Raw genomic sequence first — 11534 nt, forward strand, 5'->3', positions numbered from 1 at the left:
AATGGCCGGTTCCGAAACGCACCATACCTTGCCACTGCCAACGTTTGATAAGCCCACCAAGGTGCTGATCGTCGTTGCGCCGTACTATAAGGACATCGCAGATGACCTTATCGCAGGGGCGCGCACCACGCTTGAGGAGGCGGGCGTGGCGCATGAAACCGTTGAGGTGCCGGGCGCATTGGAAGTGCCATCGGCCATCGCCCTTGCGCATCGCCAGTCGAACTTTGACGGCTATGTTGCTTTGGGCTGCGTGATACGGGGGGAGACCACTCATTATGACACTGTCTGCAACGACAGTTCCCGTGGACTGACCCTTTTGGGGCTTCAGGGCGCGTGTATCGGAAACGGAATTCTGACCGTGGAAAACCGCGATCAGGCCGTCGTGCGCGCAGAACCTGACGGCCAGAACAAAGGGGGCGGTGCCGCCGCCGCGGCCTTGCACCTGATTGCGTTAAGTCGCAAATGGGGGCGCGAGACGAAAGGTATCGGCTTTAAGCCTACGGGAAGTTTCCAGATTGCAGGCGATAACGAAGGACCGGCCACCGCATGACCACCGCCCCTAATAAACGCCAGATGAAATCTGCCGCGCGTCTTTACGCCGTTCAGGCCCTGTTCCAGATGGAACAATCGGGCCAGTCGGTCGATAGCGTTCGCGCCGAATTCGAAGACCACCGTATGGGTGCCGTCTACGAAGGTGAAGAAATGGCCGAAGCCAACATCGACCTGTTCCGCGACACGCTGGAAGCAGCAGTGAACTGGCAGGCCAAGATTGACCAGATGACTGACCGTGCGTTGGTTGCCAAATGGCCGATCGCGCGCATCGACCCGACTTTGCGTGCGCTGTTCCGCGCGGCAGGTGCCGAACTGACAGAAGGAAACGCACCGCCCAAGGTCGTCATCACCGAATATGTTGACGTGGCTAAGGCGTTCTTCCCCGAGGGCCGCGAGCCGAAGTTCGTGAACGCCGTATTGGACCACATGGCCCGCGAGGCGAAACCAGAAGCGTTCTAGCGCAGCGTTAAATCTGCCCAGATCGGCAAATGATCAGAGGCGCGAGCGGACAGCTTTGTTTCGCTCACGCCCGCATCCCGAAGTTCCGTCTTGTCGCACAGCGCGATCCGGTCAAGCCCGGCCACAGGGCGCGAGGCATGGAAGCTTCGACCGGGGGAATGCACGGTGAAGTCGCCTTCCAACTCTTCCATCCCGTCGGTTTTTGACCATTCGTTGAAGTCGCCCATGATAATGGTCGGACGCGGTGCCATCTGCGCCAGCGCCGCGCGTATCGCGGCAAGTTGGCGGTGACGGTGACGGCGCATTAACCCCAGATGTGTGGCAATCACCCGAATGGCCTGACCGTTCCGCGCCAAGTCCGCGACAACCGCACCGCGCGGTTCCATCGCCGGCAGGTCAAGGCGGGTAATCGCAGTGACCTCTACGTTTGGGCGCACCAATATGGCGTTGCCGTGCCAGCCCAGGCTGACCTCATTCGTTGCCACGCCGACTGGAACCAGATCAGTACGCGCCTGAATTTCGTTCATCGGAAGGGCAGAAGGGCGGGGGCCAAGGCGGCGGTCGGCCTCTTGCAACGCAACGATATCCGCCTCTAGCCCGGCAACGACATCAAGCGTGCGCTCGGGGCTGCGTTGCCAATCAAGGCCAACACATTTTCGAATGTTGTAACTGGCCACCCGCAAGGGCGGCGATTGGGGGGCGTCAAGGGACATGAAATCGATATGGGGCGCGGCAATGGGTTTGAAAAGGTGGCGCCATTGTCGCGGGGGGCTTTGCCGGGTAAGTTTACGCCCTATGAAGCTGCGCCATCATTCTAAGATCATATATGCGGTTTGGGCGATCTTGCTGGTCGCCTGCGCAATGGCGCTGTGGAATGGGCGTTGGTCGGTGGCGTTCGTATCCATCGCGACGCTGGGGCTTTCCCTGTTGCCCGAAGTTGTCGTGCGCCGTTTCAATGTGCGCCTGCCCGTCAGCTTTTACATCGCGATCACGCTGTTTCTGTTTGCGACGCTGTTTCTGGGCGAGGTGTTTGATTTTTACGAACGCTATTGGTGGTGGGATGTGCTTTTGCATGGCGGTTCGGCCATGGGGTTTGGTCTTCTTGGCCTCATCTTCGTGCTGTTGCTGTTCGAAGGGGACCGGTACGCCGCGCCGCCACTGGCGCTGGCAATCATCGCTTTTTCCGTTGCTATGACCATCGGCGCCCTGTGGGAGGTGTTTGAGTTCGCGATGGACCAGAGCTTTGGCATGAACATGCAGAAATCCGGCCTCGTGGATACGATGTGGGACCTTATCGTCGATGCAATCGGTGCGACGGCCGGTGCGACGGCCGGTTTTCTTTACCTCAAGGGGCGGGAAAGACGCGGGGCTTCGCGCCTGATCGGGGAATTTGTAAACCTGAACCGTCGCCTGTTTCGAAAGTTTCGCTAAGGCGACCGGACTGCGACGAGATACCCAATTTGATTTTCCGGGGCGCGGCCTATCTTTGAATCAGAAAGCGCGCGCTTCTTTTCGGAGGTTTCGATGCCGAAACTTATTCGACTTTATATCACTCAGATCATCATAGGCTTTGCAATATCGGCGGCCTTCGTTGTGATGTTGCTGGCGTTCGATATCGCAAATTTGCGGGGCTTGGTCACGGGTTCGTCTTCTGGGTATCTTGCCGCGTTCCTGTTGTTCATGTTCAACGGAATTGTCTTTTCTGGCGTTCAATTTGGTATCGCAATCATGCGGATGGCCGAGCCAGAGAACGGCGGCAAAGGCGGGCGACGCACCCCCATCACACCAGCGGAGCTTTTGCCGATCCCGGTTCATAAGGACCGTTCATAATTATGATGTTGGGGTGTGGCGGGACCACCAAACAACCGTCGAGGTAACTAATTCCCGAGGACCTGTATATACAGGTGGGCGCCAGGTAACCGAGCCAGGGCCCGGACAGAGCCAGCTCCCTCGGAATTGCTTAAGGCCACTGGAATTTGACCTCGGAGCACGAGAAGGGCAGAACCCGCCATCCCGTTACCTAGGTGGCGGGTGGCCCAAGGGCAAGGGCTTAACCGTCAGCCATGCAAATTGTGTAGGTTCAGCAGGAAGCCGTGCCAGCCTTTATCAAGCGCGATGACCAGTCCGAACCCTTCGCTGCCTTGGGGCAGGCCGCTGTGTGTTAGGCTTAGACGGGTGCCGCCGGGAACATCCTCTAGCCGCCATTCGACCGTGGACATTGATCCTTGCATCGGCCCAACGGTGAACGACCAGCGCAAATAGTCATGCGGATCGGCCTTTTCGACGGTGCCCCAACACATCCGGTCACCGTCTTTTTGGCTGGTCAAAAGGTAATCTTCGCCTTCGGCCAGATCGGCCTGCGCGGGATGAAACCATTGGCCCAGCTTTTTGGCATCGGTGAGGAACGCCCAAACATCGGGTTTGTTTGCGGCAAGGAAAACGGTCTTTTCAATTACGGTGTCAGTCATCGGAAGTGTCCTTTGTTTCAATTGCGTTTTTCAATGCGGAAAGCCGGTCGTCCCAGAAACCATCGAAATATCCCAGCCAGTCGAAGACGGGTTTAAAGCCCTCTGGGTGAAATCGGTTGATGCGTTCACGGCCACTGGTGCGAACGGTGATCAGTTGCCCTTGTTCAAGAACATTCAGGTGCTTCTTTACGGCGGCTCTAGTCATGTCGAAGTGACCTGCGACTTGTGCAATGGTCATGTCTTCGTGGCTGAGCATGTTCAGGATATCGCGCCGCGTTGGGTCGGCGAGGGCGCGAAAGGTTTCTTGAATGTCTGTGCCCATGGTCTGCGCCTGTTTGGATGTTAAAGTGATACCTTGAAGTATCATTTTAAATAGATACCAAAAGGTATCATGTCAATAGGGACTCGAAAAACTGGCTTGCCATGTGTTCACCTATTGTTCACACTTGCTGGATGATCGATGATCTTCAACCTGGGCAGCTTTTGGCCCGCGGCGTGTGCCGCCACCTTCGTTCGCACGACTTTGTCAGCGTCGAAGAACTGGTGCCTACATCCGGCTTGCGGGTTGATGTGATGGCGCTTGGCCCCAAAGGCGAGGTGTGGGTGGTGGAGTGTAAATCATCCCGCGCTGACTATCAGTCAGACAGCAAATGGCAGGGGTATTTGGAATGGTGCGACAGGTTCTTTTGGGCCGTCGATGCCAGCTTCCCAACAGAGCTTTTGCCCACAGAAACTGGTCTGATCATCGCCGACCCTTACGATGCTGAAATTATCCGCATGTCGCCGGAAACCAAACTGGCCCCGGCGCGTCGCAAAGTGATGGTTCAGAAATTCGCCCGCCATGCCGCATTGCGGTTGCAGGCGTTTCGTGACCCTCGGGTGACCCCTAGCGGGATCCCTTCTTCGTCGACATAGCACGAGCGGCTACGGCGGCTGCGCGAATTTCTTCGGCAATCTCTTCGGCCTCGTCTGGATCGAAGTCCAGTGGCAGATCAACGCCTTCAGCCTCTAGATAGATGCGCACCATGCCAAGCGTGGTCGGGCCGATCTGCAGATTGGCGGCGATGTCGCTTTCGTTATCTATGCCCATTATGGCCTCCTTCATCGGTGGGCGCGGGGTATCGGTTTGCACGGGCTATGGCAAGGGGTGGCTTGACGGGGTGGGCCAGCGGGGCTTTGCTTTTGCGATGAGTGATGACATCAAATTTCGTGATCTTCAGGTCGGCGATGCCGGTTGGATCATTCAACGCCACGGAGAACTTTATGCGGCGCACGACGGGTTTGACGCGACGTTCGAAGCCTTGGTCGCGGAAATTTTGGCGGCCCATATGCGCGATCATGATCCATCTTGCGAACGTGCGTGGATCGCACATCGTGGGGATCAGCGGGTAGGGTCAATCTTTTGCGTCAAAGAGGGCGGGCCGGGTATCGCCAGGCTTAGGCTGTTTCTGATCGAGCCGACGGAAAGGGGCCATGGTTTGGGGCATAAGTTACTGGCCAAGTGCATCAATTTTGCCCGTGAAGCAGGGTATCAACGTTTGGTGTTGAACACCCACGAAAGCCACAAGGCCGCTTGCGCCCTGTATGCCGCCCATGGGTTTCGGATGACGATGGCTGTGCCGGTTCATTCCTTCGGCCAAGATCTGGTGGAACAAAGCTGGCAGATTGATCTTTAATCCAATCAAAGCATTTTCACGGCCTTCCCCCCCTTGCAATTGCAATTCCACGGCGCTAAATCCAGCGCCAGTGCCGCCTTAGCTCAGTTGGTTAGAGCGCTTGATTGTGGATCAAGAGGTCCCCCGTTCGAACCGGGGAGGTGGTACCATCCTAACCCATCCGTCAAAATCTTCGTTATCTGCCTTGTGCCGATCGTCCGTTTGCATGAAATCATTCACGCAGGGGGATGGGTAATGCTTGACGCAGCCATGCGAAAATTGATCGATCCGGCGCTGAACCGGATAGGGGCCGGGCTGGCGCGGCGTGGGGTGTCGGCAGATTCGGTTACGGCCGTTGGGTTGGCGCTTGGCCTGTTATCGGCTGTGGTGATTGCGCTGGGGGCGCCGTTCCTTGCGCTGGTGCCGTTATTGGCAAGCCGCTTGGCCGATGGATTGGATGGTGCAATTGCCCGCGCAACGCGCAAGACCGATTTCGGCGGATATTTCGATATCGTTTCGGATTTCGTATTTTACGGCGCGGTGCCTATGGCGTTCGTTTGGGCCGATCCCGCGCAGAACGGTGCCGCGGGCGCGTTTCTGTTAACCAGCTTTTATGCCAATGGGGCCAGCTTTCTGGGCTTTGCCATTCTGGCCGAGAAACGAAAGATGGAAACATCGGCCCGCGGCGTGAAATCGCTGTATTTCACCGGCGGATTGCTGGAAGGCACGGAAACCATCGGATTCTTCGTCGCGCTGTGCTTGTGGCCCGCGTGGTTTGCACCGTTGGCATGGGCCTTCGGCGCGTTGTGCTTTTTCACAGCCGCATCGCGGGTTTTGCTGGCGCGCAAAGTGTTTCCGCCCGCCGACTAGTGGCTGATCGCGATTTCTTGGGTCATCGCGCCGCTGGCGATATCAAAGATTAGAATGCGCTGATCAGCGGTCACAACCGCGTACCAACCCGCACCTTGGGTAAAGGCTGTGGCGGTTGCACCGTCGGGTAAGGTTATCTCGTCGGGCAAGGATACGCGGGATTCGCCAGAGAAGCGGATGACAATCAGCGCGATGATCACTAAAAGGCCCGCAATCATCGTGGCGGTAAGGACCGTCACAAGGATGCGCAAAAAACGCAGGTTGGGGGGCTCTTCCCCCGGTATCGGAGCTTCGTTCATGTCCACGTCTCGCCGCCTTTCGGTGGTCATCGGGCCAAATCCGCCCGCTCGTCTTGATAAGGCCCTTTCGCGCGACGTGCCAGAGGGGGAGGGGCTTTCCCGTTCCCGTTTGGCCAAGTTGCTTGCCGATGGCAGCGTCACGATGGCCGGGCAGGTCATAACAGACCCGCGCGCTAAGGTCGCCGAGGGGGACGTGTTGGACATTACCTTCGCCGAGGCGGAGGAGGTTGAAACCCGCCCCGAAGATATCCCGTTGGATGTCGTCTATGAGGATGCGCATCTGATCGTCGTGAACAAGCCCGTTGGCATGGTTGTGCATCCCGCACCCGGAACGCCCTCTGGCACGCTGGTGAATGCGCTGTTGGCGCATTGTGGCGATACGCTGTCTGGCATTGGCGGGGAAAAACGCCCCGGTATCGTTCACCGAATCGATAAGGATACATCGGGCCTGATTGTCGCGGCGAAATCAGACAAGGCCCATACCGGCCTTGCGGCGCAGTTTGAGGCGCATACCGTCAAGCGGCACTACAACGCGATTGTGTATGGGGTTCCTGACGCGGGCGATCCGCGTTTGCGCGGCGTGCGGGGCACCAGTTTTGAACCTGGGAATATCCTGAAAATCACCACTCAGCTGGCGCGCCACAAAACGGACCGCCAAAAACAGGCGGTGTTGTTCCATGGTGGTCGCCACGCAGTGACACGCGCACGTATCTTAGAGGCGTTTGGCAAGCCGCCGGTTGCCTCGCTGATCGAATGCTGGCTTGAAACCGGGCGCACACACCAGATCAGGGTGCATATGGCCCATGCGGGCTTTGGGCTGATCGGCGATCAAACCTATGGTGGACGCCGGAAATTGGCGGAAAAATCGGTTGGGCAGGCGGGCGCTGCTGCTGCAGCCTCGTTCCCGCGGCAGGCTCTTCATGCGGCAACTTTGGGCTTTATTCACCCGGAAACCGGCGAAGAATTATCGTTCGAAGCACCTTTGCCCGACGATATGTCCCAGCTGATCGCGGCATTGCGGGGGTGAAACACGCTGCACAAAACTGTGAAATTTAGACATATTCACAGAATTTCGACGGAAATCCTCTTATCTGGCGTTTAATGGATGTTAGCGGGAACTTGAACCAATCGGTTTAGTTCCTATATCTATCCCAACGTAAAGGGAATTGAGGGACCGAAATGAGCAACTACGCAAATCTTCCCGCACCGAGTCCCGAAGGGGGCATGAACCGGTATCTTCAGGAAATTCGCAAATTTCCTCTGCTAGAGCCGGAAGAAGAATATATGCTGGCGAAACGCTGGGTCGATCATCAGGATACCGACGCAGCGCACCGTATGGTGACGTCGCACCTGCGATTGGCGGCCAAGATCGCCATGGGTTATCGCGGCTATGGCTTGCCACAGGCCGAAGTGATTTCCGAAGCAAACGTGGGCCTTATGCAGGCTGTGAAACGATTTGACCCGGAAAAAGGCTTCCGTCTGGCGACCTATGCGATGTGGTGGATCCGCGCCTCGATTCAGGAATACATCCTGCGGTCGTGGTCGTTGGTAAAGCTTGGCACGACGTCGGCGCAAAAGAAGCTGTTCTTTAACCTGCGCAAAGCAAAAGCCCGTATCGGCGCGTTGGAAGAGGGCGATATGCGCCCCGAAAACGTTGCCAAAATCGCGAATGATTTGAACGTGACAGAGGCCGAGGTTATTTCGATGAACCGTCGCCTGTCGGGCGGGGACGCGTCGCTGAATGCGACCGTGGGTTCAGATGGCGATACCACGACCCAGTGGCAGGATTGGCTGGAAGATGAAGACGCCGATCAGGCCGAGGCCTATGCCGAAAAGGACGAACTGGAAAGCCGCCGCGAGATGTTGGTTGAGGCGATGGGCGTCCTGAACGATCGCGAAAAGGACATCCTGATGCAAAGACGTCTTCAGGATCAGCCTGTCACGCTTGAAGACCTATCCGGGGTCTATGGCGTCAGCCGCGAACGTATCCGCCAGATCGAAGTGCGGGCGTTCGAGAAGCTGCAAAAACGCATGACCGAACTTGCACGCAGCAAAGGCATGGTCCCTGCCTGATTAAAAATTGGGCAATCTGAGAAAAGAGGAAGCCCCGCAACTTGTTTTGCGGGGCTTTTTTCAACTTGTCGTCGAATTTTTGAAAATCGCGTATACTGTTGTCTCAGGCCAATATGCTTGTTTTTGGATTGGTCGGTGTTTGGGAATGGTGTGTGTGGAATGCATAGGGACGATGAAGCAAAGGCTGTCCGTGCGGCCGACGCTGTGTTGCGGCGGGCGATGCTTGCTGCGATGGGGCAAAACGGCGACGTTGACCGGCTGAAATATGAAGAGCAGTTGGATATGGCGCGTGCGCTGATGCGCGGGAACCCAGACGCGCTGATCGAACTTGAAAAGAACGCGCTGTTCAGGATTGAAACAGAAGGGCATTTGCACTTCTCAGATTCCGCTGGTGTGACCACTGCGACGTCGGGAACCGTCGCGTTGAACGAGCCACCCATCGCCGCCGCCTTTGCCGAGGATGGTCTGGATCCGCGCTATATCGGCTTGCGTGACGCGATAAAGGGCGGTGTTCTTCTCAGGGTCGAGGCGGAACTCCCAGGGCTTGATCTTAACCTTTGGCACGGTGCGATGGCCCGCGCCCCATTGTTCTGGGCGGTCGAGGCTGAAACACGATCTGCACCAATCGTGCGGTTGCTTTTGGAACATGGGGCCGATGCCGCGCTAATTGATGATGCTGGGCGCAGCACGCTTCAAATTTGTGCCGAGGCCGCCGCGTGGGGCGATACGACGGAGGAGCTGCGTGAAATCATAATTCTGCTTGTCCACTCAGGTGCAGCGCCTCGTTTGAAGGCACGGGATGGGTTCAGCCCGTTGGCGGCCTTTACGGCCATTCTAACGGCGGCACAGTCGACCTCTCGAAAAGACGAAGATTCGATTCACCGACGGATTAGTTGGCTGTCGGAAATCTGTGCTCTTCTGGAACGTGGTGATCGTGACGAACAGGACTGGCGAAGCAGGTTTCAATCGGTCTAGGTTGCCCGAAACTGGGAGGAAACGATGACTGATCCGATACGCTGGGGTATTCTGGGCGCGGCCAATTTCGCGCTGAAACATATGGCACCCGCCATTCACACCGCGAAGGGGGCGAAACTGGCTGCCCTTGCAACCAGTTCTGCGGAAAAGGCTGACCCGTTCCGCGAATTTTGCCCCGATTTGAAGGTGTATGAAAGCTACGACCAGTTGCTTGCAGACCCTGATATCGATGCGGTTTACATCCCGTTGCCCAATTCGCTGCATGTTGAGTGGGCGAAAAAGGTTCTGAACGCGGGCAAGCATGTACTGTGCGAAAAGCCGATTGCGATGAAGGCCGATGAAATTAATGAATTGATCGCGTTGCGTGACGCCACGGGCCTTTTGGCAGCAGAGGCTTACATGATCGTTCATCATCCCCAATGGCAGCGCGTAAAGGAATTGGTGGCGGAAGGGGGCATTGGCGAACTGCGCCATGTGAATGGTTTGTTTACTTATGACAATTCCGCTGACCCCGGGAATATCCGGAACAAGCCCGGAACTGGCGGCGGCGGCATTCCGGATATTGGCGTTTACACCTTTGGATCGACCCGGTTTGTCACCGGGCAGGAACCGCAAAGTGTTTCGGCCCATGTCACTTGGGAAAACGGCGTCGATGTGAAGGCTGAGGTTAACGCTCAATTCAACGGGTTCAGCTTCTTCTCGGTTCTGTCGATGCGGATGCAGCCTTGGCAAGAAATGGTGTTTCACGGCACGAAGGGTGTAATTCGCCTGTCCGCGCCCTTTAATCCGTTGGTCTTTGGCGAAGCGCGTATCGAACATCGCCGCAACGATGGTTCGACCGTGGTGGAAACCTTCCCCAGCGCCAATCACTACGTTCTGCAGGTTGAGGCATTCTGCAACAGCGTGCGCACCGGGGCACCCTATGCTTGGACGTTGGAAAACGCGCGTGGGACGCAGAAAATGATCGATCAGGTGTTCGCAGCCGCAAACTAAAGGTTTGCGATGGGTCAAGGCATCCTCTTTTGGCTTGTGGCACGGTGATCCCGTGAAACAAGCCTTTGGAGGGGCCGATGAAAGCCAAACGTACATTCCTTTTGCTGGCCAATGAACACGAGGCCCGGTTTTTTGAAAACGATGGTCCGGGCCACGGACTAACCGAACTTGGCGGCATGAAGCACGGCGAGCCTGTTCGCTATGCTGATATTCCGGGTCGCTCTCAAGGGTCGGGCGGAATGGCGCGCCACGGGTTTGATCGTGCTGCGTCCGAACGCGAACAGGGACGCGCCGCATTTGCCGTCGAAGTATTAGAAGCGGTAAAACAGTTCTGGGACGATGGTCGTTTCGATCAGTTTATTATGTCGGCATCGCCCAAGATGCTGGGCGAACTGCGCAGCGACCTTAGCGCCGATATGCGCAAAGTCTTGCTTGGTGACAAAGACAAAGACCTGTTGAAACTTGCACCTTTGGATCTGCCCGCCCATTTCGATGATATGATCGTATTTTGACGGAGAGCATTATGAATGACGAAACCATCCCACCCGAAGACGAACCCGTTCCTTTAACAGAAGAGTCAAAGCCGCCCGAATATGCCAAACGCGACGGTATTTGGTTGCGCGGGCTTTGGATGATCATCCTTGCGATATTGTTCGCCGTCGCCGAGACCATTTTGTGGGTTTGCGCTTTGGTTCAATTCGGCTGGTTGCTGTTCACCAAGGAACGCAATCAGTTCATCGTTGATTTTGGCAAGCAACTGGGCAGCTGGTTGACCAAAACGGCTGAATTTCAAACCGGGGTGAGCGAGGAAAAACCCTTTCCTTGGACCGCTTGGAAATAAGGTCAGTTGGGCAGGCGTGCGCGCAGGACGCTTGCGCACCTGCGCCTTGGCGGAAACGGGGTAGGGCGCGCGCAGCGCAACCGCGTTACGACCCTTTTCGACGATAGAGGGTACAAACAGGAAACAGCCCGCGATGCCGGTCACCGCGGCAGCCAGAATGATTCCGAATAGCCATTTGACGATTTTGATCCTGCCCGCCCAAGCTGTTTCATTCAGCAGCTTAAACTGGGAACTCTAAAACGGGCTCGTCGGACGTTAGGGAAAAGGCGTTGTTGCTGTCAAAACGCTTCTCACAAACGGTTGGGCGGACTGCGCCGCCCGCATAGCGAGATGACCCAAAGGGGCAGAG

The 11534-nt window shown here is 56.7% G+C and carries 18 protein-coding genes and 1 tRNA gene; 14 read left to right on the forward strand and 5 right to left on the reverse strand.

Going from position 1 to position 11534, the window contains the following annotated elements; genetic code table 11:
* Position 1: 1 nt before the first annotated feature.
* Together COL8621_RS05065 and nusB are read left to right on the forward strand one after the other, a co-directional pair.
* Positions 2 to 550, forward strand: a complete 549-nt coding sequence (locus tag COL8621_RS05065; RefSeq protein WP_093966202.1) for a 6,7-dimethyl-8-ribityllumazine synthase — start codon at positions 2 to 4, stop codon at positions 548 to 550.
* Positions 547 to 1011 carry a transcription antitermination factor NusB gene (gene nusB / locus COL8621_RS05070; protein ID WP_093966203.1) on the forward strand — a complete coding sequence of 155 codons (465 nt, stop codon included), beginning with the start codon at positions 547 to 549 and terminating at the stop codon, positions 1009 to 1011. Before COL8621_RS05065 ends, nusB begins: the two co-directional genes overlap by 4 nt.
* On the opposite strand, the gene COL8621_RS05075 is transcribed toward nusB, so the two are convergent.
* The gene (locus COL8621_RS05075; RefSeq protein WP_093966204.1) at positions 1008 to 1724 is read right to left on the reverse strand and encodes an endonuclease/exonuclease/phosphatase family protein; all 717 of its coding nucleotides are present in this window, start codon (positions 1722 to 1724) and stop codon (positions 1008 to 1010) included. The genes nusB and COL8621_RS05075 overlap by 4 nt on opposite strands.
* A gap of 82 nt (positions 1725 to 1806) precedes the next feature.
* Here COL8621_RS05075 and COL8621_RS05080 point away from each other — a divergent pair, with 82 nt between their 5' ends.
* Together COL8621_RS05080 and COL8621_RS05085 are read left to right on the forward strand one after the other, a co-directional pair.
* Positions 1807 to 2442, forward strand: coding sequence for a DUF2238 domain-containing protein (locus tag COL8621_RS05080; RefSeq protein ID WP_093966205.1), 636 nt, complete (start codon positions 1807 to 1809; stop codon positions 2440 to 2442).
* Between the two features lie 93 nt (positions 2443 to 2535).
* On the forward strand, positions 2536 to 2841 hold the full coding sequence (locus COL8621_RS05085; RefSeq protein ID WP_093966206.1) for a hypothetical protein: 306 nt from the start codon (positions 2536 to 2538) through the stop codon (positions 2839 to 2841).
* 227 nt (positions 2842 to 3068) lie between these two features.
* Here COL8621_RS05085 and COL8621_RS05090 read toward each other — a convergent pair whose 3' ends face one another.
* Complete coding sequence (locus tag COL8621_RS05090) at positions 3069 to 3479, reverse strand: SRPBCC family protein (protein WP_093966207.1); 411 nt, start codon at positions 3477 to 3479, stop codon at positions 3069 to 3071.
* The gene (locus COL8621_RS05095) at positions 3472 to 3801 is read right to left on the reverse strand and encodes an ArsR/SmtB family transcription factor (RefSeq protein WP_093966925.1); all 330 of its coding nucleotides are present in this window, start codon (positions 3799 to 3801) and stop codon (positions 3472 to 3474) included. Before COL8621_RS05095 ends, COL8621_RS05090 begins: the two co-directional genes overlap by 8 nt.
* 131 nt (positions 3802 to 3932) lie before the next feature.
* Between COL8621_RS05095 and COL8621_RS05100 the strand changes: the two genes are divergently transcribed.
* Positions 3933 to 4394 carry an MmcB family DNA repair protein gene (locus tag COL8621_RS05100; protein ID WP_093966208.1) on the forward strand — a complete coding sequence of 154 codons (462 nt, stop codon included), beginning with the start codon at positions 3933 to 3935 and terminating at the stop codon, positions 4392 to 4394.
* Here COL8621_RS05100 and COL8621_RS05105 read toward each other — a convergent pair.
* Complete coding sequence (locus COL8621_RS05105; RefSeq protein ID WP_093966209.1) at positions 4366 to 4569, reverse strand: DUF6324 family protein; 204 nt, start codon at positions 4567 to 4569, stop codon at positions 4366 to 4368. The genes COL8621_RS05100 and COL8621_RS05105 overlap by 29 nt on opposite strands.
* Here COL8621_RS05105 and COL8621_RS05110 point away from each other — a divergent pair.
* The 3 genes from COL8621_RS05110 to COL8621_RS05120 all read left to right on the forward strand — a co-directional run bounded on the left by COL8621_RS05110 (position 4562) and on the right by COL8621_RS05120 (position 6004).
* Positions 4562 to 5155 carry a GNAT family N-acetyltransferase gene (locus tag COL8621_RS05110; RefSeq protein WP_235823741.1) on the forward strand — a complete coding sequence of 198 codons (594 nt, stop codon included), beginning with the start codon at positions 4562 to 4564 and terminating at the stop codon, positions 5153 to 5155. The two genes, COL8621_RS05105 and COL8621_RS05110, sit on opposite strands and share 8 nt — an antisense overlap.
* A 72-nt stretch (positions 5156 to 5227) precedes the next feature.
* Positions 5228 to 5304: transfer RNA gene (locus tag COL8621_RS05115), tRNA-His, on the forward strand.
* 85 nt (positions 5305 to 5389) lie between these two features.
* Positions 5390 to 6004 carry a CDP-alcohol phosphatidyltransferase family protein gene (locus COL8621_RS05120; RefSeq protein WP_093966210.1) on the forward strand — a complete coding sequence of 205 codons (615 nt, stop codon included), beginning with the start codon at positions 5390 to 5392 and terminating at the stop codon, positions 6002 to 6004.
* On the opposite strand, the gene COL8621_RS05125 is transcribed toward COL8621_RS05120, so the two are convergent.
* Positions 6001 to 6303, reverse strand: a complete 303-nt coding sequence (locus COL8621_RS05125; RefSeq protein ID WP_093966927.1) for a DUF6476 family protein — start codon at positions 6301 to 6303, stop codon at positions 6001 to 6003. The genes COL8621_RS05120 and COL8621_RS05125 overlap by 4 nt on opposite strands.
* On the opposite strand from COL8621_RS05125, the gene COL8621_RS05130 reads away from it, so the two are divergent.
* The 6 genes from COL8621_RS05130 to COL8621_RS05155 all read left to right on the forward strand — a co-directional run bounded on the left by COL8621_RS05130 (position 6302) and on the right by COL8621_RS05155 (position 11185).
* Positions 6302 to 7330: an RluA family pseudouridine synthase gene (locus tag COL8621_RS05130; protein WP_093966211.1), complete on the forward strand. Its 1029-nt coding sequence runs from the start codon at positions 6302 to 6304 to the stop codon at positions 7328 to 7330. The two genes, COL8621_RS05125 and COL8621_RS05130, sit on opposite strands and share 2 nt — an antisense overlap.
* A 152-nt stretch (positions 7331 to 7482) precedes the next feature.
* Complete coding sequence (gene rpoH / locus COL8621_RS05135) at positions 7483 to 8376, forward strand: RNA polymerase sigma factor RpoH (RefSeq protein WP_093966212.1); 894 nt, start codon at positions 7483 to 7485, stop codon at positions 8374 to 8376.
* A gap of 159 nt (positions 8377 to 8535) precedes the next feature.
* Positions 8536 to 9351: an ankyrin repeat domain-containing protein gene (locus COL8621_RS05140; protein WP_093966213.1), complete on the forward strand. Its 816-nt coding sequence runs from the start codon at positions 8536 to 8538 to the stop codon at positions 9349 to 9351.
* A 24-nt stretch (positions 9352 to 9375) separates the two neighbouring features.
* Positions 9376 to 10344 carry a Gfo/Idh/MocA family protein gene (locus tag COL8621_RS05145; protein ID WP_093966214.1) on the forward strand — a complete coding sequence of 323 codons (969 nt, stop codon included), beginning with the start codon at positions 9376 to 9378 and terminating at the stop codon, positions 10342 to 10344.
* Positions 10345 to 10421: 77 nt separating this feature from the next.
* Positions 10422 to 10856: a host attachment protein gene (locus tag COL8621_RS05150; protein ID WP_093966215.1), complete on the forward strand. Its 435-nt coding sequence runs from the start codon at positions 10422 to 10424 to the stop codon at positions 10854 to 10856.
* An 11-nt stretch (positions 10857 to 10867) separates the two neighbouring features.
* Entirely contained in the window at positions 10868 to 11185 is a 318-nt protein-coding gene (locus tag COL8621_RS05155; RefSeq protein ID WP_093966216.1) for a DUF4389 domain-containing protein, read from the forward strand.
* Positions 11186 to 11534 lie beyond the last annotated feature (349 nt).

It is taken from the genome of Actibacterium lipolyticum (assembly GCF_900184935.1).
GTDB lineage: Bacteria > Pseudomonadota > Alphaproteobacteria > Rhodobacterales > Rhodobacteraceae > Actibacterium_A > Actibacterium_A lipolyticum.

Coding starts and splice junctions, on each gene's coding strand:
- COL8621_RS05080 (WP_093966205.1), top strand. CDS start 1,807: ATGAAGCTGCGCCATCATTCTAAGATCATATATGCGGTTTGGGCGATC.
- COL8621_RS05130 (WP_093966211.1), top strand. CDS start 6,302: ATGTCCACGTCTCGCCGCCTTTCGGTGGTCATCGGGCCAAATCCGCCC.
- COL8621_RS05155 (WP_093966216.1), top strand. CDS start 10,868: ATGAATGACGAAACCATCCCACCCGAAGACGAACCCGTTCCTTTAACA.
- COL8621_RS05145 (WP_093966214.1), top strand. CDS start 9,376: ATGACTGATCCGATACGCTGGGGTATTCTGGGCGCGGCCAATTTCGCG.
- COL8621_RS05140 (WP_093966213.1), top strand. CDS start 8,536: ATGCATAGGGACGATGAAGCAAAGGCTGTCCGTGCGGCCGACGCTGTG.
- COL8621_RS05095 (WP_093966925.1), bottom strand. CDS start 3,801: ATGGGCACAGACATTCAAGAAACCTTTCGCGCCCTCGCCGACCCAACG.
- rpoH (WP_093966212.1), top strand. CDS start 7,483: ATGAGCAACTACGCAAATCTTCCCGCACCGAGTCCCGAAGGGGGCATG.
- COL8621_RS05085 (WP_093966206.1), top strand. CDS start 2,536: ATGCCGAAACTTATTCGACTTTATATCACTCAGATCATCATAGGCTTT.
- COL8621_RS05110 (WP_235823741.1), top strand. CDS start 4,562: ATGCCCATTATGGCCTCCTTCATCGGTGGGCGCGGGGTATCGGTTTGC.
- COL8621_RS05100 (WP_093966208.1), top strand. CDS start 3,933: ATGATCGATGATCTTCAACCTGGGCAGCTTTTGGCCCGCGGCGTGTGC.
- COL8621_RS05120 (WP_093966210.1), top strand. CDS start 5,390: ATGCTTGACGCAGCCATGCGAAAATTGATCGATCCGGCGCTGAACCGG.
- nusB (WP_093966203.1), top strand. CDS start 547: ATGACCACCGCCCCTAATAAACGCCAGATGAAATCTGCCGCGCGTCTT.
- COL8621_RS05150 (WP_093966215.1), top strand. CDS start 10,422: ATGAAAGCCAAACGTACATTCCTTTTGCTGGCCAATGAACACGAGGCC.
- COL8621_RS05105 (WP_093966209.1), bottom strand. CDS start 4,569: ATGGGCATAGATAACGAAAGCGACATCGCCGCCAATCTGCAGATCGGC.
- COL8621_RS05065 (WP_093966202.1), top strand. CDS start 2: ATGGCCGGTTCCGAAACGCACCATACCTTGCCACTGCCAACGTTTGAT.
- COL8621_RS05090 (WP_093966207.1), bottom strand. CDS start 3,479: ATGACTGACACCGTAATTGAAAAGACCGTTTTCCTTGCCGCAAACAAA.
- COL8621_RS05125 (WP_093966927.1), bottom strand. CDS start 6,303: ATGAACGAAGCTCCGATACCGGGGGAAGAGCCCCCCAACCTGCGTTTT.
- COL8621_RS05075 (WP_093966204.1), bottom strand. CDS start 1,724: ATGTCCCTTGACGCCCCCCAATCGCCGCCCTTGCGGGTGGCCAGTTAC.